This is a genomic window from Modicisalibacter sp. (assembly GCF_055145905.1).
This window is the reverse complement of record NZ_JBSREH010000032.1, coordinates 22,784-44,412: the sequence shown is the minus strand read 5'-3', so window position 1 is coordinate 44,412 and position 21,629 is coordinate 22,784. Positions and strand designations below refer to the sequence as shown.

The 21,629-nt window shown below is 70.0% G+C and carries 23 protein-coding genes; 16 read left to right on the top strand and 7 right to left on the bottom strand.

What is annotated here, in order from left to right:
- Positions 1–4: 4 nt before the first annotated feature.
- A complete protein-coding gene (locus ACTCB7_RS10330) occupies positions 5–430 on the bottom strand; it encodes a hypothetical protein (protein ID WP_224416444.1) in 426 nt (141 codons plus the stop codon).
- A 52-nt stretch (positions 431–482) separates the two neighbouring features.
- On the opposite strand from ACTCB7_RS10330, the gene ACTCB7_RS10325 reads away from it, so the two are divergent.
- Entirely contained in the window at positions 483–1,637 is a 1,155-nt protein-coding gene (locus ACTCB7_RS10325; protein WP_463006610.1) for a MalY/PatB family protein, read from the top strand.
- An 83-nt stretch (positions 1,638–1,720) separates the two neighbouring features.
- On the opposite strand, the gene ACTCB7_RS10320 is transcribed toward ACTCB7_RS10325, so the two are convergent.
- Positions 1,721–2,650 carry a tetratricopeptide repeat protein gene (locus tag ACTCB7_RS10320; protein ID WP_463006609.1) on the bottom strand — a complete coding sequence of 310 codons (930 nt, stop codon included), beginning with the start codon at positions 2,648–2,650 and terminating at the stop codon, positions 1,721–1,723.
- 140 nt (positions 2,651–2,790) lie between these two features.
- On the opposite strand from ACTCB7_RS10320, the gene ACTCB7_RS10315 reads away from it, so the two are divergent.
- Complete coding sequence (locus ACTCB7_RS10315) at positions 2,791–4,068, top strand: lytic murein transglycosylase (RefSeq protein WP_463006608.1); 1,278 nt, start codon at positions 2,791–2,793, stop codon at positions 4,066–4,068.
- 3 nt (positions 4,069–4,071) lie between these two features.
- Here the strand turns inward: ACTCB7_RS10315 and ACTCB7_RS10310 are convergent, their stop codons facing one another.
- Positions 4,072–5,445: a methyl-accepting chemotaxis protein gene (locus tag ACTCB7_RS10310; RefSeq protein ID WP_463006607.1), complete on the bottom strand. Its 1,374-nt coding sequence runs from the start codon at positions 5,443–5,445 to the stop codon at positions 4,072–4,074.
- Between the two features lie 234 nt (positions 5,446–5,679).
- Complete coding sequence (locus ACTCB7_RS10305; protein ID WP_463006606.1) at positions 5,680–6,393, bottom strand: 16S rRNA (uracil(1498)-N(3))-methyltransferase; 714 nt, start codon at positions 6,391–6,393, stop codon at positions 5,680–5,682.
- Between the two features lie 118 nt (positions 6,394–6,511).
- Between ACTCB7_RS10305 and phaR the strand changes: the two genes are divergently transcribed.
- The 6 genes from phaR to coq7 all read left to right on the top strand — a co-directional run bounded on the left by phaR (position 6,512) and on the right by coq7 (position 10,866).
- Positions 6,512–6,964: a polyhydroxyalkanoate synthesis repressor PhaR gene (gene phaR / locus ACTCB7_RS10300; RefSeq protein WP_463006605.1), complete on the top strand. Its 453-nt coding sequence runs from the start codon at positions 6,512–6,514 to the stop codon at positions 6,962–6,964.
- A 96-nt stretch (positions 6,965–7,060) separates the two neighbouring features.
- Positions 7,061–8,347, top strand: coding sequence for a phosphoribosylamine--glycine ligase (purD, locus tag ACTCB7_RS10295; RefSeq protein WP_463006604.1), 1,287 nt, complete (start codon positions 7,061–7,063; stop codon positions 8,345–8,347).
- Between the two features lie 28 nt (positions 8,348–8,375).
- Complete coding sequence (locus tag ACTCB7_RS10290) at positions 8,376–8,819, top strand: acyl-CoA thioesterase (protein WP_463006603.1); 444 nt, start codon at positions 8,376–8,378, stop codon at positions 8,817–8,819.
- A gap of 1 nt (position 8,820) precedes the next feature.
- Complete coding sequence (locus tag ACTCB7_RS10285; protein WP_463006602.1) at positions 8,821–9,693, top strand: phosphoribulokinase; 873 nt, start codon at positions 8,821–8,823, stop codon at positions 9,691–9,693.
- A 36-nt stretch (positions 9,694–9,729) separates the two neighbouring features.
- Positions 9,730–10,071 (top strand): histidine triad nucleotide-binding protein, encoded by a 342-nt coding sequence (locus ACTCB7_RS10280; protein WP_163650371.1) that lies wholly within the window; start codon positions 9,730–9,732, stop codon positions 10,069–10,071.
- 153 nt (positions 10,072–10,224) lie between these two features.
- Positions 10,225–10,866, top strand: a complete 642-nt coding sequence (coq7, locus tag ACTCB7_RS10275) for a 2-polyprenyl-3-methyl-6-methoxy-1,4-benzoquinone monooxygenase (protein WP_163650372.1) — start codon at positions 10,225–10,227, stop codon at positions 10,864–10,866.
- A 65-nt stretch (positions 10,867–10,931) separates the two neighbouring features.
- Here the strand turns inward: coq7 and ACTCB7_RS10270 are convergent, their stop codons facing one another.
- Genes ACTCB7_RS10270 through ACTCB7_RS10260 form a run of 3 tightly spaced genes read right to left on the bottom strand, consistent with a single transcriptional unit; the run spans position 10,932 to position 13,107 of the window.
- Complete coding sequence (locus ACTCB7_RS10270) at positions 10,932–11,357, bottom strand: OsmC family protein (protein WP_463006601.1); 426 nt, start codon at positions 11,355–11,357, stop codon at positions 10,932–10,934.
- Positions 11,358–11,410: 53 nt separating this feature from the next.
- A complete protein-coding gene (murU, locus tag ACTCB7_RS10265; protein ID WP_463006600.1) occupies positions 11,411–12,079 on the bottom strand; it encodes an N-acetylmuramate alpha-1-phosphate uridylyltransferase MurU in 669 nt (222 codons plus the stop codon).
- The gene (locus ACTCB7_RS10260; RefSeq protein ID WP_463006599.1) at positions 12,076–13,107 is read right to left on the bottom strand and encodes an aminoglycoside phosphotransferase family protein; all 1,032 of its coding nucleotides are present in this window, start codon (positions 13,105–13,107) and stop codon (positions 12,076–12,078) included. Before ACTCB7_RS10260 ends, murU begins: the two co-directional genes overlap by 4 nt.
- A 135-nt stretch (positions 13,108–13,242) precedes the next feature.
- Here ACTCB7_RS10260 and ACTCB7_RS10255 point away from each other — a divergent pair, with 135 nt between their 5' ends.
- From ACTCB7_RS10255 to ACTCB7_RS10220, 8 genes are read left to right on the top strand one after another with little or no spacing between them, the layout of a single operon-like run.
- Positions 13,243–15,660, top strand: coding sequence for an LPS-assembly protein LptD (locus ACTCB7_RS10255; RefSeq protein WP_463006598.1), 2,418 nt, complete (start codon positions 13,243–13,245; stop codon positions 15,658–15,660).
- Positions 15,661–15,677: 17 nt separating this feature from the next.
- Positions 15,678–16,979, top strand: coding sequence for a peptidylprolyl isomerase (locus ACTCB7_RS10250; RefSeq protein ID WP_463006597.1), 1,302 nt, complete (start codon positions 15,678–15,680; stop codon positions 16,977–16,979).
- Positions 16,979–18,013, top strand: a complete 1,035-nt coding sequence (pdxA, locus tag ACTCB7_RS10245) for a 4-hydroxythreonine-4-phosphate dehydrogenase PdxA (protein WP_463006596.1) — start codon at positions 16,979–16,981, stop codon at positions 18,011–18,013. Before ACTCB7_RS10250 ends, pdxA begins: the two co-directional genes overlap by 1 nt.
- A gap of 48 nt (positions 18,014–18,061) precedes the next feature.
- On the top strand, positions 18,062–18,883 hold the full coding sequence (rsmA, locus tag ACTCB7_RS10240; RefSeq protein ID WP_224416459.1) for a 16S rRNA (adenine(1518)-N(6)/adenine(1519)-N(6))-dimethyltransferase RsmA: 822 nt from the start codon (positions 18,062–18,064) through the stop codon (positions 18,881–18,883).
- Positions 18,883–19,266 (top strand): Co2+/Mg2+ efflux protein ApaG, encoded by a 384-nt coding sequence (apaG, locus tag ACTCB7_RS10235; protein ID WP_224416831.1) that lies wholly within the window; start codon positions 18,883–18,885, stop codon positions 19,264–19,266. The genes rsmA and apaG overlap by 1 nt, the downstream gene beginning before the upstream one ends.
- 30 nt (positions 19,267–19,296) lie before the next feature.
- Positions 19,297–20,124, top strand: coding sequence for a symmetrical bis(5'-nucleosyl)-tetraphosphatase (locus tag ACTCB7_RS10230; RefSeq protein WP_224416460.1), 828 nt, complete (start codon positions 19,297–19,299; stop codon positions 20,122–20,124).
- A 33-nt stretch (positions 20,125–20,157) separates the two neighbouring features.
- Positions 20,158–20,487: a thiosulfate sulfurtransferase GlpE gene (glpE, locus tag ACTCB7_RS10225; RefSeq protein WP_224416461.1), complete on the top strand. Its 330-nt coding sequence runs from the start codon at positions 20,158–20,160 to the stop codon at positions 20,485–20,487.
- Positions 20,484–21,626 carry a polynucleotide adenylyltransferase gene (locus tag ACTCB7_RS10220; RefSeq protein ID WP_224416462.1) on the top strand — a complete coding sequence of 381 codons (1,143 nt, stop codon included), beginning with the start codon at positions 20,484–20,486 and terminating at the stop codon, positions 21,624–21,626. Before glpE ends, ACTCB7_RS10220 begins: the two co-directional genes overlap by 4 nt.
- Positions 21,627–21,629: the final 3 nt, after the last annotated feature.

The following is a 21,629-nucleotide window of genomic DNA, read 5'->3' as shown; positions in this document are numbered from 1 at the left end:
AACCCTAGACGAGGCGCCGGCCGCGCTGGTCGGCCCAGGCCTCGGCCAGCGGCGCCTCCAGCGTGTCCCGGAGGTGCTCGGGCAGGGCGTCGCGGGCCGCCTCGAGCGAGGCGAACTCGCGGTTGCGCAGCCAGCAGTAGGCCCAGGCGCAGCCCTCGTAGGCGTCGCGCGGCACGGGGCGCGAGGGCATCTGCACCAGCAGGAACAGCGCCGTGCGTGCCGCCCACAGCGGCGGGCGCTGATCGCGGCTCCAGGCGTGCAGGGTGGCGCCGTCGGGGGTGTCTTCGGGCTCGCCGAGTCCGGCCAGGCGTGCGGTATCGGCGAGGATCATCGCCAGGCGGTCGGGGGCGGCCTGGCCGATCTGCAGCCAGTGGTCGACCAGGCGCGAGGCGCCGCGCATGGCCTTGGCATAGAAGAGGGAATCGGGCATGTTCGCGTCACGTGTCCGTTTTTTGCAGGATCCATCCGTCTCGGGAGGTTTCATGTCCTTCGATTTTGCCACGCCCATCGACCGTCGCCGGCATCCGTCGCAGAAATGGCACCGCTACGCGCCGGACGTGCTGCCGCTGTGGGTGGCCGACATGGACTTCGTCTCGCCCCCGGCGATCGTCGAGGCGCTCGAGGCGCGGGTGGCGCATGGCGTGTTCGGCTACGGTACCACGCCCGACAGCCTGCGCGAGGCCCTGTGTCGCTGGAGTGCCACGCACTACGACTGGCCCATCGACCCCGCGTGGCAGGTCTGGCTGCCCGGCGTGGTGCCGGCGCTGCACCTGGCCTGTCGGCTGCTCACCGAGCCGGGCGAGGGCGTGCTGACGGTCACGCCGATCTATCCGCCGTTTCTCAAGGTGGCCGAGCAGCACGGTCGGCTCGCGCAGACGCTGGCGCTCGGCGAACCGGCGGCGTCCGGCGAGCCCTGGCGGCTCGAGCGCGAGGCGCTGGAGGCGGCGATCACCCCCGAGACCCGGCTGCTGCTGTGGTGCCACCCGCACAACCCTACCGGGCGGGTATGGACCCTCGCCGAGCTGGCGTTGCTCGCCGAGCTGGCCGAGCGCCACGACCTGACGATCGTCTCCGACGAGCTGCACTGCGACCTGATCCTCGACGATGCCCCGCACCGCCCGCTGGCGGCGCTCTTTCCGGAGCTGGCGGCGCGCATCGTCACCCTGTGGGCGCCGTCGAAGACCTTCAACGTGGCCGGGCTGGGCTGCGCCTGTGCGGTGATTCCCGACCCGGCACTGCGCGAGCGCTGGCGGGCGGCGATGCGCGGGGCGATGCCCGATGTCAACGTGCTGGGCATGCTGGCCGCCGAGGTGGCCTATACCGACGGCGAGCCCTGGCGGCAGGCGCTGCTGGCCGTGCTGCGCGACAATCGCCGGCGGCTGTTCGCGGCGGTGGAAGGCTGGCCGGGCGTCCGCGCCACGCCGCCCGAGGCGACCTATCTGGCTTGGCTCGACCTGCGCGAGGCGGGCCTGGGTGACTCGCCCCAGCAGCGGCTGCTCGAGGACGCCCGGGTGGCGCTGTCCGATGGCGCCGACTTCGGCTGGCCGGGCTTCGTGCGCGTGAACTTCGGCACCCCGGCGAGCGTGCTCGACGCGGCGCTGGAACGGCTGGACGGGGTGCTCGGCGGGCGGACATGAAAAAGCGCCCGTGCCGGGTGACAGGCACGGGCGCCGCTGGGACTGGGGCAGCGGGGGGGCCGGAGGCCCCGACGGCCGCGGGCTCAGTAGAGCAGGGCGAAGAGCTTGCGGCGATAGGCCACGGTCAGCGGATGATCGGCGCCCAGGGCGTCGAAGACCCGCAGGAGGGTCTTGCGGGCGATGTCGTCGCCGTAGCCGCGATCCTGCCTGAGCAGCGCCAGCAGGCCTTCCAGGCCGTTCTCGTAGTCGCCGTCGGCGACCTGGCGCAGGGCGCGCTTGAAGCGGGCCTCGCTGTCGTCGCGACCTTCCAGCGCGGCGAGTTCCTCGCGGCCCGGCGCTTCCTCGCCGAACTCGATGCGCGCCCGCACGCCGCGGGCCTTGGCGCCGTCGCGATGTTCCGGCGGCAGGTTGTCGAGAATCTCGCGGGCCTGGTCGCCCTGGCCCTCGCCGACCAGCGCACTGGCCAGGCCGATCGGGTAGTCCGGGTAATCCGGATAGGCCTGGATCAGCTCCTGATAGATCGCCTTGGCGGTGGCGGCATCGCCGGCGGCCAGCGCCGCCTCGGCCTGCTCCTCGGGGCTCGCCGAGGCCTCGGCCGGGGCTTCCAGGTACTTGGCCAGCCACTCGCGGATCTGGCGTTCCGGCAGGGCGCCCTGGAACTGATCGTAGAGCTGCCCCTGCATGATCAGCTTGACGTCCGGCACCGAACGGATGCCCAACTGGGCGGCGATCTGCTGATTGTCCTCGATGTTGAGCTTGGCCAGCACGAAGGCGCCGGCATATTCCGTGGCCAGCTTCTCGAGAATCGGCATCAGGTTCTTGCAGGGCTCGCACCACGGTGCCCAGCAGTCCAGCACCACCGGAATCTCGAGGGAACCTTCCAGCACCACCTGCTGGAAGTTCGACATGTCGACGTCGACGATGTAGCGGGACGGGTCGATCGACTCGCCCTGGCTGGACTGGGATTCGGACGACGTCAGCGGCGCTCCGGTGCGGGGATCGACGATCGGCATGATGATGGCCTTGATAGCTGCGAATTTGCCCTATCAATGCGGGTGAAAGGGCGTGGATTCAAGGGGCGGCTTGCGACAAGATGGGCGCGCTTGTTCGTCATCGGCAAGCGTCACGCCGCCCCTGTACGCAAGGACCCCTCATGAGCCTCTCCGTCCGTCGCCTGTGCCTATTGTCCGTTGTGCTGCTGCCCTTGTGGGGGTGCCAGAGCGGCCCCGGCGCCGCATCTCCCGCCGCTGACGCCGCCGGCACGCCTTCGCGCGATGCCGCGTCCATGGCGCCGGCGCGCCCGACGGCGCCCAGCTTCGCCGCCTGGGTGGCCGATTTCCGTCGCGAGGCGGCGGCCGCCGGCATCGACGCCGCGACCCTGGCGGCAGCCTTCGACGACGCCACCTACCTGCCCGAGGTCATCCGCCGTGATCGCGCCCAGCCGGAGTTTTCCCGCCGGGTATGGACCTATCTGGACGGCGCGGTCTCGCCGGCCCGCATCCGCCGGGGGCACGACCGCTGGCAGGCCCATCGGTCGGTCATCGAGGCCGCCGCGACGCGCACCGGCGTGCCGGCGCCGATCCTGGTGGCGATCTGGGGCATCGAGAGCAGCTACGGCGAGCACTTCGGGGACGTCTCGACCATCGATGCCCTGGCCACCCTGGGCTACGACGGGCGGCGGCCGGACTTCGCGCGGCGCGAGTTGATGGCGGCGCTGCGCATCCTCGCCCGGGGCGACATCGACCGGGCGCACATGCGCGGCTCCTGGGCCGGCGCCATGGGGCACACCCAGTTCCTGCCGTCGAGCTTCGAGCGGCACGCCCGGGACGCCGACGGTGACGGGCGCCGCGACATCTGGGGCAGCATTCCCGATGTCATGGCCTCCACTGCCGATTACCTGGCTGAGGCCGGCTGGCGCCGAGGCGAGCCCTGGGGCGTCGAGGTGCGTCTGCCCCGCGGGTTCGACTATGCGCGGACGGAGCTCGACGTGCGCGCGCCGAGCTCGGACTGGGCCGGGCGCGGCGTGACGACGGTAGGCGGCGATGCCCTGCCGACCTTCGAGGCCGCCTCGGTGATCGCCCCGGCCGGTGCCCAAGGGCCGGCGTTCCTGGTCGGCCACAATTTCCGGGTGATCCTGCGCTACAACGCCTCGACAAGCTACGCCCTGGCCGTGGGACTGCTGGCCGATCGCCTGGCGGGGCGGCCGGGGGTGCAGACCGACTGGCCCCGGGATCAGGCCGCCCTGTCGCATGCCCAGATCCGCCAGCTGCAGCAGGCCCTCAACGCACGGGGCTTCGACACCGGCACGCCGGACGGCGTGATCGGCCCCGCCACCCGCAGCGGCGTACGTGACTACCAGCGCCAGCAGGGCGAGATTCCGGACGGCTTCGTCACCCGCGACCTGCTCGAGCGCCTGCTCCCGTCGTCCTGAGCGTCAGCCCGCGGCCAGCGCCGGGGCGCGGGCCGCTGTCGGCGGGGCCAGCGCCGACAGGTCGGCATCGGTCGCCGTGTCGAGGGCGTCATCGTCGGCCAGGGTCGCGGAGAAGCGTTCGATGGCCAGTACGGCATCGTTGGCGCCCTCGCGGATACGCTGGATCGTCTCGCCGGCGGTACCTGCCAGTTGCACGCCGCTGTCCGCGCGAGCCAGGCAGGTCTGCATGCTTTCGTGAGCCTGCTGGCCGAGCGTGCGCAGGGTGTCGATGGTGGCGACGATGTCGCGGGTCGCCTCGGTGGTGCTGACCGAGAGCTGGCGCACCTCGTGGGAGACCACGGCGAAGCCGCGGCCGTGTTCGCCGGCGCGGGCGGCCTCAATGGCGGCGTTGAGCGCCAGCAGGTTGGTCTGTTCGGCGATGTGATGGATGCTCTCGATCACCCGGGTGATGTCCTGGGAGCGCTCGGCCAGCTCGTCGATGACTCCGGAGGCCTGGCCGATCGCCTCGGCGATGTGGCGGATCTCGCTGATGGCGTCGCCGATGATGCGCGAGCCGTCGTTGGCGCTGATCTCCGTCGCCGCCGAGATGCGATAGGCGACTCGGGCGCTGTTCGCCTCGGCCCGGTGCTGCTGGATGCGCGGGGTGATGTCGCTGGCGAACTTGATCACCTTGTACAGGCGCCCCTGGGTGTCGAAGACCGGGTTGTAGGTGGCCTCCAGCCACAGCTCGCGCCCCCGGCTGTCGACGCGCCGGAACTGCCCGGAGAAGAACTCGCCGGCGTTGAGTCGCGCCCAGAAGTCGCGATAGTCGGCGCTGGCCGCATATTCGGGGTCGCAGAGCATCCGGTGATGGGCCCCGGTCAGGGCCTCCCGGTCGTAGCCCACGGTGGCCAGGAAGTTGTCGTTGGCGGTCAGGATATGGCCGTCCGGCGTGAACTCGACGATCGCCGTGGAGCGATCCAGCGCGTCGAGACGGCTGCGCATGTCCTGTTCCCGCTGCACCTTCTCGGTGATGACGCTGGCGAGCTTGACGATGCGCCGTACCCGTCCCGCGCGGTCGAGTACCGGACTGTAAGTGGCCTCGAGCCAGAGCTCCCGCCCCGACCGGTCGAAGCGACGAAAGCGCCCGCTGATGCTCCTGCCGGCGTTCAATTGCGCCCAGAAATCGCGGTATTCGGGGCCGGCGGCGTAGCCGGGGTCGCAGAGCCGGCGATGGTGCTGTCCCCGGAGCTCCTCGAGGCGGTAGCCGCTGGCTTCCAGGAAGCGGTCATTGGCCTCGAGGAGGGTGCCGTCGGGGGCGAATTCGACCATCGCCTGGGAGCGGTGAAGCGCATCGATGATGGCGGCGTGCCGTCGAGCGGTACTGGAGAAGGGCATGCAGGACTCCGTGTGCTGGCGGTGACGGCCCCGTGGGATACGGGAAGGGGCCAGGCGACGCCGCGTGGATGACCGGCGTCTTGGATAAGAGTTATACAAAAAGTATACTTTGTCCAACTTGTGGAGCGCAAAACGGCTATTCAACGCTACGCGCCGTCGTCCGGGCGCCGGGAGGAGGCGTCCGAATAACGGCGACGGGAAGGGGGTGAAGGAAGCGCCGGCGTGTGGCGGTGTCTAGAACAGGCGGGCCAGCAGGGCGGTCACGGCGGTCTCCACACGCAGGATGCGCTCGCCGAGGTGGATGCCCTCGCAGCCGGCCTCGCGCAGGCGCTCCACCTCGTAGGGAATGAAGCCGCCCTCGGGGCCGACCAGCAGCGTGCAGGGTTCGTCGAGTCCGCGCGGGCAGGGGGCGGGCATGCCGGGGTGGGCGAGCAGGCCGCGGCGCCCGGCGAGCAGCGCCGGCAGCCGGTCCTCGACGAAGGGCCGGAAGCGGCGTTCGACCGTCACCGTCGGCAGCCGGGTGTCGCCGGCCTGCTCGAGGCCCAGCACCAGATGCTCGCGAATCCGGGCGGGGTCGAGCTCCGGCGACTGCCAGTAGCTCTTCTCGACCCGGCGGGTGTGCAGCAGGGTCAGTTGCTTGACGCCCAGGGCGGTGACATGCTCGAGGGTTCGCGCCAGCATGCGCGGCCGGGGCAGCGCCAGCACCAGGTGCACCGGCAGCGGCGCCGGAGGCGGCTGATCGAGGTCGAGCAGCGTGAAGCAGGCCGCGTCGGGCTCGAAGCGGTCGAGCCGGGCGCGCCCGCGCAGGCCGTCGCGCACCCCCACGGTCAGGGTGTCGCCCGCCTCGGCCCGGTGAACCTCGTGGAGGTGGCGCAGGCGGCGCGGGTCGGTGAGGCGGACGCGGCCGTCGGGACCGCAGTCGCCGGGTTCGAGCAGAATCAGGTTCATGGGCTCTCCAGGCTGCAGGCCGCCATGATAGCCGACCCGGCGGGCGGTGACAGTGGTTTGCAACCCCCGGGGGGCAATGCACAATGCAGGCATGCCGACAAACGAGAGGAACAGCGCCGTGCGAGTGATACGCAAGTATGCCAACCGTCGACTCTACGACACCCAGCAGAGTCGCTATGTCACGCTCGAGGATCTGCGGCGCCTGGTGCTCGAGGACGAGCCGTTCCGGGTCGAGGATGCCAAGAGCGGCGAGGACCTGACCCGGACCATCCTGCTGTCGATCATCATCGAGCAGGAACAGGCCGCTGGGGGCGCCGAGGTCTTTTCCAACGACCTGCTGGCCCAGTTCATCCGCGTCTACGATATGGCCCAGCCGCTGCCGCTGGCCCGCTATCTGGAGCAGGGCACCCACCTGATGATGGAACAACAGAAGCGCTTCCAGGACCAGTGGCAGCAGGCGATGCGCCATTCGCCGATGGAGATGATGCGCGAGATGGCCGAGGAGAACATGCGCTTCTGGCAGAAGACCATGACCCCGCGCGGCAACGACGAGGACGACGAGTCGCGTTGACCGGCCGGTCCGGGATGGCGCGCCGTGCAGCGGCGACGCGCGCTTTCTGACATAATGCCGGCCAGTCGATACCCCACTTTCGAGCAAGGTTTGCCCATGAAGGTTCTGATCATCGGCGGCGGTGGCCGCGAACACGCCCTGGCCTGGAAGGCGGCGCAGTCGCCCTATGTGGAAACCGTCTATGTGGCCCCCGGCAATGCCGGCACGGCGCGCGAGTCCAAGCTGACCAACGTCGACATCGCCGCCGATGACCTGGAGGGCCTGGTGACCTTCGCCCGTGAGCAGGCGGTGGGCCTGACCATCGTCGGTCCCGAGGCGCCGCTGGTCGCCGGGGTGGTCGATCGGTTCCGCGCGGCCGGGCTCAAGGCCTTCGGCCCGACCCGCGATGCCGCCCGGCTCGAGGGCTCCAAGGCCTTCTCCAAGGACTTTCTGGCCCGTCATCGTATCCCCACCGCGGCCTATGCCACCTTCAGCGAGGTCGACGCCGCGCTGGCCTATCTCGCCGAGCAGGGCGCGCCGATCGTCATCAAGGCCGATGGCCTGGCGGCAGGCAAGGGCGTGATCGTCGCCATGACCGAGACCGAGGCCGAGGCGGCCATCCGCGACATGCTCGAGGCCAACGCCTTCGGCGATGCCGGTGCCCGGGTGGTGATCGAGGAGTATCTCGAGGGCGAGGAGGCCAGCTTCATCGTCATGGTCGACGGCGAGCACGTGCTGCCCATGGCCACCAGTCAGGACCACAAGCGCGTCGGCGACGGCGACACCGGCCCCAATACCGGCGGCATGGGTGCCTATTCGCCGGCGCCGGTAGTCACCGAGGCGGTTCACCAGCGCATTCTCGACGAGGTGATCCTGCCCACGGTGCGCGGCATGGCCGAGGAGGGCACGCCCTATACCGGCTTCCTGTATGCCGGGCTGATGATCGACGCCCAGGGCGCGCCGAAGGTAATCGAGTACAACTGCCGCTTCGGTGACCCGGAAACCCAGCCGATCCTGATGCGCCTGAAGAGCGACCTGGTCAAGCTGTGCCTGGCCGCCGTCGACGGGCAGCTGGACCGCGAGACGTGCGAGTGGGATCCGCGGGCGGCGGTCGGCGTGGTCATGGCCGCCGGCGGCTATCCCGGCAGCTATCGCAAGGGTGACGTCATCGACGGGCTGGATGCGGCCCAGGCCGCCGGCTGCAAGGTGTTCCATGCCGGCACCGCCGAGGACGCCCAGGGGCGCGTCGTCACCAGCGGCGGCCGCGTGCTGTGCGTGACGGCGCTGGGCGAGCGCGTCTCCCGGGCCCGCGATCGCGCCTACGACGGCGTGGCGGCGATCCGCTGGGACGACGTCCTCTACCGCCGCGACATCGCCTACCGGGCCGTCGCCCGCGAGGCCTGAGCGCGCCACGGCGCCCGGAGTAGAAGCCATGCAGCGACTCGTGTTTCCCGAGGCGGATTGCATTCATCGCCAGACACTGACGGTCCGCCTCGGTGACATCAACTATGGCCGGCATCTGGGACACGATGCCCTGGTCACGCTGCTCCACGAGGCGCGCGCCGGGGCCATCGCGGCCCTGGGTTTCAGCGAGGCCGATGTCGCCGGCTCGCCGAGCGTGGTGGCCGAGCTGACGGTGCAGTATCGGGCCGAGGCGCACTGGCAGGATGTGCTGATCGCCGAGACGGCGCTGCCGGCGCCCGTGGGCAAGGGCATGCCGGTCCATCAGCGGCTGGTGCGCGAGGCGGATGGGTGCACCGTTGCCGTGGCCTGCGTCACCCTGCTGTGGCTGGACCCCGTCACGCATCGGCCGATCGCCGTGCCGCCGGTACTGACGCAGGCGGTGCAGCGTATTCGAGCGCAGGGGAGCGACTGAGATGTCCAGGGAATACCCGATCGTCGCCGTGACCGGTTCCTCCGGGGCCGGCACCACCACCGTGCGACGCACCTTCGAGCGCATGTTCCAGCGCGAGGACGTGCATGCCGCTCTCGTCGACGGCGACGCCTTCCATCGCTACACCAAGGACGAGCTGACGCGGATCTTCCGCGAGGAGCCCGAGCGCACCGACGAGCTCTCCCATTTCGCGGTCGAGGCCAACCTTCTCGACGACCTCGAGGCGCTGTTCCAGGAGTACGGCGAGCACGGCACCGGCACCTCCCGGCACTACATTCATGCCGAGGACAAGCGCATGATCGAGGCCGGCTACCGGGTCGGCACCTTCACGGAGTGGCAGGCGCTGCCGATGGGCACCGACCTGCTGTTCTACGAGGGACTGCATGGCGGCCTGGTCACGGCCGATCACGACATCGCCCGGCACGTCGACCTGCTGATCGGCGTGGCGCCGACCATGAACCTGGAGTGGATCCAGAAGATCGACCGCGACACCAAGCTGCGCGGCTACTCCCAGGAAGCGGTGATCGACACCATCCTCGGTCGGATGCACGACTACGTGCGCTACATCCAGCCGCAGTTCTCGCGGACCCATATCAACTTCCAGCGGGTGCCCACCGTGGACACCTCGAACCCCTTCGAGATCCAGGACATTCCCACTGACGCCGAGTCGTTCGTGGTGATCCGTTTCCGTGATCCCTCGACGGTGGACTTTCCCTACCTGCTGGCAATGATTCACGATGCCTTCATGAGCCGTCCGCACACCCTGGTGGTGCCCGGGGCGCGCCTGTCGCTGGCGATGGAGCTGATCCTGGCACCGCTGGTGCGCCACCTGCTGGCGCAGCGCCGCTTTCGCTGACGGCTCGGCATCGCAATTCGCTACACGAGGTGACGCATGGACTGTTTGTTCTGCAAGATGGTCAATCGCGAGATCGAGCCCGACGTCGTTCACGAGGACGAGCACGTGCTGGCCTTCCGCGATATCAATCCCCAGGCCCCGACCCATGTGCTGATCGTGCCCAAGAAGCACATCGCCACCCTCAACGACATCGATGGCGACGACCTGGCACTGGTCGGCCGACTGCAGTACACCGCCGCCCAGCTGGCCCGCAAGTTCGGCTTCGCCGACGACGGCTACCGGGTGGTGATGAACTGCAATGAACAGGGCGGGCAGACGGTCTACCATATCCACATGCACTTGATGGGCGGTCGCCGCTTTACCTGGCCGGCCGGTTAGCCGGCGGCCTGATGGCCTCTCTCTCGCAGGCGCGACGCCACCGGTGCATGGGGCCGCTCGCGACAGCCGTCGCGGGCGGTTTTCTCGCCGCCCGGACGGACGTCTTGTTCCATCTTCCCGCCGTGACTCGCTGACGATCACAGGAATTGCCGCATGCTTCGCAAGTTGACGCGAACCGACCAGCTGATTCATCAATTCGACACCGTGCTGCGCACCCTGGTCCCTCACGCGGCCCAGCCCTCGCGCCCCTCGCCGGCCGACGACATCCGCGACGAGCCCCTCGACGACGCGGCGCGCCACCATGCCGCCGGGCTGATGCGCATCAATCACACCGGCGAGGTCTGCGCCCAGGCGCTCTATCAGGGGCAGGGCATGACCGCCCGGCTGGCCGATACCCGGGCGCAGATGGAGCAGGCCGCCCAGGAGGAGATCGACCATCTGGCCTGGTGCGATGCTCGTCTGGTGGAGCTCGACAGCCGTACCAGCTACCTCAACCCGCTGTTCTATGCGGCTTCCTTCGGCATGGGCGCGGTGGCCGGGGCGGTCGGCGACCATGTCAGCCTCGGCTTCGTCAACGCCACCGAGGAGCAGGTCGGCAAGCACCTCGAGGCGCATCTGGGCAAGCTGCCCCGGGGCGACAATCGCTCCCGCGCGGTGCTCGAGCAGATGCGCGAGGACGAGGCGCATCATGCCCGCTGGGCGCTGGAGGCCGGCGGCACGCCCTTCCCGGCGCCGGTGAAGTTCGGCATGGCGTTGATGTCGAAGGTGATGACCAAGAGCGTCTACCGGCTGTGAAACGCCGCCGCCCGCCCCGGTGACGGGGCGGGCGGCGGGTTCGCGGTGACGTCGAGACGCTGGGGTCAGGTGTCTTCCTCGACGATCTCGTAGGAGTGGGTGATCTCCACGCCGCCCTGGGCGAGCATGATCGAGGCGCTGCAGTACTTGTCGGCGGACAGCTCCACGGCACGCTTGACCTGCTTGTCCTTGAGGCCCCGGCCGGTGACCGTGAAGTGCACGTGGATCCTGGTGAACACGCTCGGCACGCTGTCGGCCCGCTCGGCTTCGAGGGCGGCGACGCAGTCGCTCACCGGCGCGCGGGATTTCTCGAGGATCTCCAGCACGTCGAAGGACGTGCAGGCTCCCATGCCCATCAGCAGCATCTCCATGGGGCGCGGGCCAGTGTCGCGGCCGCCGTGATCGGGCGGGCCGTCGATGACCACGCTGTGGCCACTGCCGGATTCGGCGACGAACTGGCGGCCATCGGTCCATTTGACGTGGGCTTTCATGAAAGCGGGCTCCTGTGTCGTGAGTCGGTGGGAGTGTGTCGGCGACGAAAAGACTACCCGTGGCGGCGCAGCCAGCTATCCAGTTCCGCCAGGCGCTGCGGTGTGCCGACATCCACCCAGTGGCCGTCATGATGACAGCCCGCGACGCGTTCGTCTGCCATCGCCGCACGCAGCAACGGCGCCAGCTTGAAGGCGCCGGGTGGCTGGTCGGCGACCAGGGCCGGGTCGAGCAGGCTGACGCCGGCGAAGGTCAGTCGGGGCCGGCCGTCGGCCCGCACGCGGCCCTGCGGGTCGAGGTGAAAGTCGCCTTCAGGATGGTGCGGCGGGTTGTCGACCAGCACCAACCGCGCCAGGTCGCCGTCGAGCGGCGCCAGCCAGCGCGGGTCCAGCTCGCACCACACATCGCCGTTGACCAGCAGGAAGGGCGCCTCGCCGAGCAGCCCCAGCGCCTGGCGGATGCCGCCGCCGGTTTCCAGCGGCTCGGGCTCGTGGCTGAAGTGCAGCCGCAGGCCCAGCGCCGCGCCGTCACCCAGGGCGTCGACGATCTGCGTGGCCCGGTAGCTGACGTTGATCACCACCTCGCGAATGCCCAGCGCCGCCAGGCGCTGCAGGTGATGAACGATCAGTGGCCGGCCGCCCGCTTCGAGCAGCGGCTTGGGGCAGTGATCGGTGAGCGGACGCATGCGCGTGCCCAGCCCGGCGGCGAGTACCATCGCCTTCATGGCGTAGGCTCCCGGCGTGCGGCGAGCGCCGAGGTCAGCGCCGGCGTGAAGGTGTCCGCCAGCCAGGCGTCGAAGGCGGCGAATTCCGGCCAGGGCGTCAGGCTGTCGCGCAGGTGGTCGAGAAACCGCGGCAGGCGCTCGAGGTAGCCGCGGCGACCGTCGCGCAGTGTCAGCCGGCAGAAGATGCCCAGCACCTTGAGTGAGCGCTGCGCCGCCATGGCGTCGGCCTGGAAAAGGAACGTCTCGGCGTCGAGCTGGCCGCTGAGCCGGCCGTCGAGCACGGCGCGCCGGCGGAAGGCCTCGACGCGTTCGCGGAAGGCCGCGCGCGAGAAGCGCCGGTAGCGCCCGCGCAGCAGCGAGATCAGGTCGTAGCTCAGCGGTCCCAGCACGGCATCCTGGAAGTCGATCAGCCACAGCCGGTCGCGATGGCGCATCAGGTTCATGGCATCGAAGTCGCGGTGCACGACGACCTGTGGCTGAGCCAGCGCGACCTCGATCAGCCGCTCGCGCAGCGCCGTCCACCCCGGGGGCGGAGGCATGTCCAGCAGACGCGTCAGACACCACTCGGGAAACAGGTCCAGCTCGCGTCCCAGCAGGGCGGCGTCGTAGACAGGCAATGCCTCGCCGGGCGCGCGGTTCTGCAACTCGCCGAGCAGGGCCTGGGCGTCGTCGTAGCAGGCCGCGTCCCTCATCTCGCCGGCGCCCAGGCAGGTGTGCAGCGGCGCGTCGCCGAGATCTTCCAGCTCGAGGAAACCCTGCGTCAGGTCCCGGGCGTGAATCGCCGGCACCGGCAGGCCGGCCGCGCGCCAGGCCTCGGCGATGGCCACGAAGGGGCGGCTGTCCTCCTGCTCGGGCGGCGCGTCCATCAGGATGCGGGGGGTGTCGTTCAGCCACAGCCGGTAGTAGCGCCGGAAGCTGGCGTCGCCGGCTGCCGGCGCGAGCCGCAGGGCCTCCGGGGGGCGATCGTGAAGCTGCCCGGCCCAGCGGCGCAGGGCCACCCGGCGGGCGGTGTGTGGCGCGTCGGACATGCGCTCTCCTTGGTTGACGGGGTGGATTCGCCGCCGCATGCTCAGGGGCTGCCACGTCGCGCCCCGCGCTCGGGGAGGACGTGCGTCACGGGGACTGTATAATACCGATTCCAAACGCCAAGGACACGAGGACCCATGGGCAAGCGATTGTTGTGGACTGCCCTGGCCGGCCTGGTCGCCCACGGTGCCCAGGCCGCGCCGCCGGCCCCCCTGCCGGCGGCACAGCTCGACTGGCAGCCGTGGGGCGACGATGCCCCTGCCGGTGCCGTCTGTCGCGGCCGTTACGTGATGCCGGCCTATCGCTTGCCCCCGGGGGATACCCCGCGCGAGGTGCGTTCAACCTCCGACGAGGCCGAGTACGGCGATTCCGGCGAGACGATCCTGCGCGGCGAGGTGGTGCTGCGCCGCGACAGCAGCCAGCTCGAGGCGCCGCGAGTACGGGTCAACGCGGCGCGTGACACCGCCTTCGCCGACGGCCCCCTGACGCTGCGCGACCAGGGAGTGCTGGTGCGCGGCGATGCCGGCCAGTTGTCCCTGAACAGTGACGCCGCGAGCATCGATACGGCCCACTACGTACTTCACGGTCAGCGCCTGCGGGGCGATGCGGTGAGGCTGGCGCGCCTCGAGGATGGTCGCTATCGCCTGCGCGAAGCCTCTTTCACCACCTGTGAGCCCGGCAGTCAGCTGTGGCGGGTGGTGGGCAACGACGTGATACTCAACCGCCAGGCGGGCTACGGCACGGCGAGGCACGCTCGGCTGGAGGTCGGCCATGTGCCGGTCTTCTACTGGCCGTGGATCCGTTTCCCGCTCGACGATCGCCGTCAGTCCGGCTTCCTGTGGCCGACGTTTGGCTTCACCGGCGGCGGGCTCGACTATGCCCAGCCCTATTACCTGAATCTGGCGCCCAACTACGACGCCACCCTGACGCCGCGCTGGATCAGCAATCACGGCATGATGCTCGGCGGCCAGTTCCGCTACCTGTTCGGCGAGGATGCCGGCCAGCTCGAGGGCGCCTACCTGGCCAACGATCAGGGCGGCAGCAGCGCCAATCCCAACGACCCCGACAATGCCTTCGAGGGGCAGGACCGCTGGTACATCGACTATCGACACGCCGGGCGCTTCTCGTCGCGCACGCCGTACCGGCTGCGCTACGGCGCCGCCAGCGACGGCCGCTACTTCGATGACTTCGGCCGCAGCTTCGCCGAGATGGGCACCGACTACCTGCCGCGACTGGCGCAGATCGACTACAACGGCACGACCTGGGATCTCCAGGCCAGGGCCCAGGGTTACCAGAAGCTCGACTACCCGCTGCTCGATAGCGACAAGCCCTTCTATCGGCTGCCCAGTCTGACCGCCAATGCGCGCTGGAGTCAGCCTGGTGGTTTCTACACGCAGTGGCGGTCCAATGTGACCTATTTCTGGCGTGACGTGGACGCGCGCAAGGTGCCGATCCGCGAGGCGGCCGTGGGCACCCGGCTGGATCTGGCGCCGACGGTGGGCTGGCGCTTCGAGCGCCCGTGGGGCTTTCTCGAGCCGCGCTTCACGTTGCGCGATACTCGCTACCAGCTCGACTACCAGGAACTCGACACCCCGCGAGACACCTCGCTGAGTCGCACTGTGCCGGTCTCTTCCGTGGATGCCGGGCTGGTTTTCGAGCGCGATGCGCAGCTGTTCGGCGAGGCCTGGCGGCAGACGCTGGAGCCGCGCCTCTACTACGCCTATGTGCCGGCGCGCGACCAGAGCGAGTTTCCCGACTTCGACACCGACGCCCGGGCGTTCTCCTACGACCGGCTGTGGTCGCCGTACCGCTTCGTCGGCAGCGACCGGGTGGGCGACGTCAACAAGGTTTCCTATGGGGTGAGCACGCGCTTTCTCGAGGATGACAGCGGCCGCGAGCGCTTCGCGCTGAGCGTCGGCCGGAGCACCTACTTCGACGACCGGGTCATCGGCATGGAGGGTGATCTGGCGCTGCCGGATCGCCAGACCCAGCCGGCCCGCTGGTACGATGCCACGCGGGATCATTCGCCGGTGGTCACGCGTCTCGACTGGCAACTCAGCGAGCGCTGGAGCACCCGCTACGAGTGGCTCTATGATGCGCACCGCCAGCTGACCGAGCGCAGCGCCGCCTACCTGCGCTATCGGCATCCGGCGGGGCATGTCCTCAACCTGGGCTATCGCTGGGAGCTCGAGGGCTTCGATCCCTCCGGCGACCCCCAGGACCAGCTGGGCTACAACCGCGAGGACTTCGACATGTCCTTCGCCTACAAGGCCGGCGCGCAGCTCGACCTGATCGGCCGCTACACCTACGACAACACCAACCGCCGGTCGCTGGACAAGCTGTTCGGCGTGCAGTGGAACGACTGCTGTTACGGTGTTCAGGTGGCCTGGCGCGAATGGGTCGAGGACAACGACACCGCCAATACCATCGCCGATGATTACACCGATCGCGGGCTGTTCCTGCGATTCGTGCTCAAGGGGCTCGGGGGCGTCGGCCAGGGAACCGACAACGTCTTCGCGCAGTCCATTCCCGGTTATCAACCGACCCGATTCTGAACGTAACGAGGTTTTTCATGCGCAGAGGTCTGTTTGCATCGCTCGGTCTGGCGCTGGTGCTGGCCGTCTCCGGCGTGGCGTCGGCCGCCGAGCAGCCGCTCGACCGGATCGTCGCGGTGGTCAACGACGACGCCATCATGGCCAGCGAACTCGCCGACCGGGTGGCCCAGGCGCGCAGCCAGCTGGCGAAGCGCAACATCGACCAGCCGCCGGATTCGGTGCTGCGCCAGCAGGTGCTCGACCGCATGGTGCTCGAGCAGATCCAGCTGCAGATGGCGAAGAAGGCCAACCTGACGGTGGACGATACCGAGCTCAACCGGGCCGTGCGTTCGGTCGCCAGGAACAATGGCATGAGCCTTGACCAGTTCGCCGAGGCCCTGAAGAAGGACGGCCTGACGCTGGCCGACGTGCGCGATCAGGTGCGTCGCCAGATGCTGATCCGCCAGCTTCAGGAGCGCCGCGTGGCCAGCCAGGTCAAGATTTCCGATCAGGAGGTCGACCGCACCCTGGCGCAGCAGGGCGCCGATGCCAATGTTCGCTATCACCTGGGGCACATCCTGGTGGCGCTGCCCCAGTCGCCGTCGCCGGATCAGGTGCGTCAGGCGCAGCAGCAGGCCGAGGCGCTCCATCAGCGCCTGCAGGACGGCGCCGACTTCGCCGAGCTGGCGGCCGCCAAATCCGATGGCGCCAACGCCCTGCAGGGGGGCGACCTGGGCTGGCGCAGCGGTGCCGAGCTGCCCTCGGTATTCGCCGATGTGGTGCCGACGCTGGCGGTGGGCGATGTCAGCCAGCCGCTGCGCAGCCCCAGCGGCTTCCATCTGGTCAAGCTGCTCGAGCGCAAGGGCGGCCAGGACCAAAAGCCGACGCTGGTCCAGGAGCAGAAGATCCGCCACATCCTGATCCAGACCAACCCCAACCGCGATGCCGATCAGGCCCGCCGGCTCGCCGAGAAGGCCCGGGCGCGCATCATGGGCGGCGAGGACTTCGCCAGCGTCGCCCAGCAGGTCAGCGACGATCGCGGCAGCGCGCTCAACGGCGGCGAGCTGGGCTGGGTGCGCCCGGGGCAGATGGTCCCGGCCTTCGAGGACGCCGCCAGCCGCCTGGCGGTCGGCGAGGTCAGCCAGCCGGTACGCTCGCGCTACGGCTACCACATCATTCAGGTCGAGGACCGGCGCCAGCGCGACGTGAGCGACGAGTCGCGTCGTGACAAGGTTCGCCAGACGCTGTTCCAGCGCAAGGTCAACGATGAGCTCGAGGCCTGGCAGCAGCAGATCCGCGCCGAGGCCTATGTTGACGAACGCCTCGACCAGGATTCGTGATGGCCGTGCCCGTTCTGGCCCTGACCACCGGCGAGCCGGCCGGCGTCGGCCCTGACCTGACGCTGCAGCTGGCCGCCGCGGCACCGGCGCTGCCCGGTCGGGTCGTCGCCATCGGCGATCCGGCGCTGCTCGTCGATCGTGCCCGGCAACTGGGCCTCGATATCGAGCTCGAGACCTGCGACCCTGCCGCGGCGCTGCCCGCGCCGCGCCCCGGCGTGCTGCCGGTCTGGCCGGTGGCGCTGGCGGCGCCCGCCGAGCCGGGCGTGCTCGATCCGGCTAACGCTGGCTATGTGCTCGAGACGCTCGACGTGGCCATCGCCGCCTGTCGTGACGACCGCGCCCAGGCCATGGTCACCGCGCCGCTGCACAAGGGCGTGATCATCGACGGCGGTCACGCCGGCTTCACCGGGCATACCGAGTACCTGCGCGACGCCTGCGGCGTCGACGACGTGGTGATGATGCTCGCCACCCGGCTCGCTCACGGCGATGACGATGCCGGCCGGGCGCTGCGCGTCGCCCTGGCCACCACGCACCTGCCGCTGCGCGAGGTGGCCGACGCCATCGACGCCGGGGGGCTGGGCCGCGTGCTGGCCATCCTCGATGCCGACCTCAGGCGCCATTTCGGCATCGCCCGGCCGCGTATCGCGGTGTGCGGTCTGAATCCTCACGCCGGCGAGGGCGGGCACCTGGGGCGTGAGGAGATCGAGGTCATCGAGCCGACCCTGGCGCGGTTGCGCGAAGCCGGTCTCGATCTCGTCGGCCCGCTGCCGGCGGACACCCTGTTCACCCCGCGCCACCTGCAGGGGATCGATGCGGTGCTGGCGATGTATCATGACCAGGGCCTGCCGGTGCTCAAGTATGCGGGGTTCGGTCGCGCCGCCAACATCACGCTGGGGCTGCCGATCATCCGCACCTCGGTGGATCACGGCACGGCGCTCGACCTGGCCGGCAGCGGTCGCGCCGACCCGGGCAGCCTTCAGGTTGCGCTGAGCATGGCCGCCGACATGGCGCGAGCCCGCGAGTCCCGTCGCTGACCCGACCGGTTCGCCCAACGTTCGTCATATCCAAGGAATTCATCTTCGATGCCTTCACGCTCCACCGATACCCGGCCGCCCCGGCACCGCGCCCGCAAGCGCTTCGGCCAGAATTTCCTGCGCGACCCGGGTGTCATCTCGCGCATCGTGCGCGCCATCGCGCCGCGCCCCGGGCAGCGTCTCGTCGAGATCGGCCCCGGCCAGGGGGCGTTGACCGAACCGCTGGTCGAGGCGACCGACGGTGTGATGGAGGTGATCGAGCTGGACCGCGACCTGATTCCCGGGTTGCGCGTGCAGTTCTTCAATCACCCCGAGTTCGTGATTCACGAAGGGGACGCCCTGACCCTGGACTTCACGGCGCTGCGGGGTGACGGCGAGCCACTGCGGGTGGTGGGCAACCTGCCTTACAACATCTCCACGCCGCTGATCTTCCATCTGCTCGCGTCGCGTGCGGCGATCGCCGACATGCACTTCATGCTGCAGAAGGAGGTGGTGGACCGGCTGGCCGCCACGCCCGGCAGCGCCGACTGGGGCCGGCTGTCGATCATGGCCCAGTACCACTGCCGCGTGACGGCGCTGTTCACCGTGCCGCCCGAGGCGTTCACGCCGCGGCCCAAGGTGGACTCCGCGATCGTGCGGCTGGAGCCTCACGCCGAGCTGCCGCATCTGGCCCGCGACGAGGCGCTGTTCGCCGACGTGGTGCGCGAGGCCTTCAATCAGCGGCGCAAGACGCTGCGCAACAACCTCAAGGGGCGGCTGTCCGGCGAGGCGCTCGAGGCGCTGGGCATCGACCCCTCGCGGCGGCCGCAGACCCTGAGCGTGGCCGAACTGGTCACCATCACCAACCACCTGGCGGGAGAAGCGTCGTGATCGAGGCGTTGAGCGAGGCCGTGCATGTCGACGTGGTGCCGCAGTACCGGGCCGAGGAGTCATCGCCCGCCGAGCAGCGCTACGTCTTCAGCTACACCATCACCGTGCACAACCATTCGTCGCAGTCGATTCAGCTGCTGGCGCGCTACTGGCGGATCACCCAGGGCAGCGGTCAGGTGCGGGAAGTGCGCGGCAAGGGGGTGGTCGGCAAGCAGCCGATGATCGCCCCGGGGCAGACCTTCCGCTACACCAGCCGGGCCGTCATGGAGGCGCCGGTGGGGGTCATGGAAGGGGCCTATACCTGCCTGGACACGGCCGCCCGCCGCCCCTTCGAGGTACCCATCGCGCCGTTCCGCCTGGCCGGCCCCAACCAGGTTCACTGACGGCTTCACCGACCCGAGTGCGAGGATTTCATGCCGACCTATGCCATCGGAGACCTGCAGGGCTGCCATGCCGAGTTCGTCGCCCTGCTCGAGCGGCTGAGCTTCGACCCGCGCCGCGACACCCTGTGGGTGGCCGGCGACCTGGTCAACCGCGGCCCGGGGTCGCTGGCCTGCCTGCGTGAAGTGGCCGCGCTGGGCGATGCCGCGCGCGTGGTGCTGGGCAATCACGACCTGCACCTGCTGGCCGTGGCGCGCGGCGGGCAGGCGCTCAAGCGCAAGGACACCCTGGCGCCGATTCTCGAGGCGCCGGACGGCGCGGCACTGCTCGACTGGCTGCAGGGCTGTCCGCTGTGGGTCGACGACGGCCGCGGCACCGCCGACCGCACCCTGATGACCCATGCCGGGCTGCTGCCGCACTGGGGGCTGGACCAGGCCCGGGCGCTGGCCGACGAGGTCACCGCCTGCCTGTGCGGCGAACGGGCCGGCGAGTTTCTCGCCCAGCTCTACGGCAACACCCCGGCGCGCTGGCGCGACGATCTGGCGGGCGTCGATCGCCTGCGGGCGATCGTCAACGTCTTTACCCGCATGCGCTTCATCGCCGCCGACGGCACCCTGGACTTCGACGCCAAGGAGGGGCTGGACTCGGCACCGCCGGGCTTCGCGCCCTGGTTCCGCTATGCCCGCGACGACGACCCGCGCATCCTGTTCGGCCACTGGGCGGCGCTGGAAGGCCGGACGCCTCAGGCCGCGGTGCGGGTCGAGGCGCTGGACACCGGCTGCGTGTGGGGCGGCTCTCTCACCGCCCTGGACCTGGCCGACGGCACGCGGGTCAGCGTACCCTGCACCACGCGGCGCTGACGCGTCGCCCGCACACTTTCCCGGGAGGTCTGCATGACGCAACCCGCCTTCGAACACCTCGATCACGCCACTCTGACTCGCTGGCTGGATGACGGCACCGCCGTGACCCTGGTCGACATCCGCGACCCGCTGAGCTTCTCGCGCGGGCACATCCCCGGCAGCCGCCACGTCGACAACGCCACCGTCGGCGAGCTGATCGACGCCACGCCGCGTGACGCGACCCTGGTGGTGGTCTGCTACCACGGCCACTCCAGCCAGCAGGCCGCAAGCTGGCTGGCCGGGCAGGGCTTCGAGCGCGTCTACAGCCTGGACGGCGGCTTCACCGATTGGGAGCACCGCCACCCGCAGCGGGTCGAGCGATGACCCGCGACCCACGTCTCGTCGGGCTCGCGGTCTACCGGGTGGGCGGCGCGGTGCGTGATGCACTGCTCGGCCGGCCGGTGGTCGATCAGGACTGGGTGGTGGTCGGCGCCACGCCGGACGCCATGATCCGGCGCGGCTTCAAGCCGGTGGGGCGCGACTTTCCGGTGTTCCTGCACCCCGAGACCCACGAGGAATACGCCCTGGCCCGTACCGAGCGCAAGCAGGGCCATGGCTATACCGGCTTCGTGGTGCATGCCGACCCGTCGGTGACGCTCGAGGAGGACCTCGAGCGACGCGATCTGACCATCAATGCCATGGCCGAGTCACCCGAGGGTGAGCTGGTCGATCCCTTCCACGGCCGCGTCGACCTCGAGGCACGGTTGTTGCGCCATGTCTCCCCGGCCTTCGTCGAGGACCCGCTGCGGGTGCTGCGCACGGCGCGGTTCCTGGCCCGCTATCGTTCGCTGGGCTTTCGCGTCGCCGACGACACGCTGATACTGATGCGCCGGCTGGCCGAGAGCGGCGAGCTTGCCCACCTGGTCGCCGAACGGGTGTGGGTCGAAACCGAGAAGGCACTGGGTGAGCAGGACGCGGCGGCCTATTTCGCCTGCCTGATGGACTGCGGTGCGCTCGCCATGCTGATGCCCGAACTGGCCGCCGACCGGGCCGCGCTCGAGGCGGCGCTGGCGCGACTCGAGCGTCTGCCGGGAACCGAGGTCGGCACGCCGGCCCAGTGGCGCTGGGCACGGCTCTGCGAGCATCTCGACGACCCGGCACGGGAGACGCTGCAGGCACGGCTCAAGGTGCCCAATGTCTATACGAACCTGTCCCGTCAGGTGGCGCTGACCCGGCGACTATGGCGGGAGGCGTCGACACTGCAGGTGCTGACTGCCGAGCGGCTTCGCGCCTGGTTCGACGGCATCGATGCCTGGCGGCGCAGCGAACGTGTAGCGCCGCTGCTGGCCCTGCTCGAGCGCGAACACCCTGCGTTGGCCGAGCCCGTCTCGCGAGCCTGGCGGGCCGCGGCGGCGGTATCGCCGCGGGTCCTGCTCGACGAGGGTTTCAAGGGTGGGGCCCTGGGCGCGGAGCTCGCACGGCGGCGGCAGGCGGCGATCGCCGCGGCGCTGGACGCGGCGTGAACC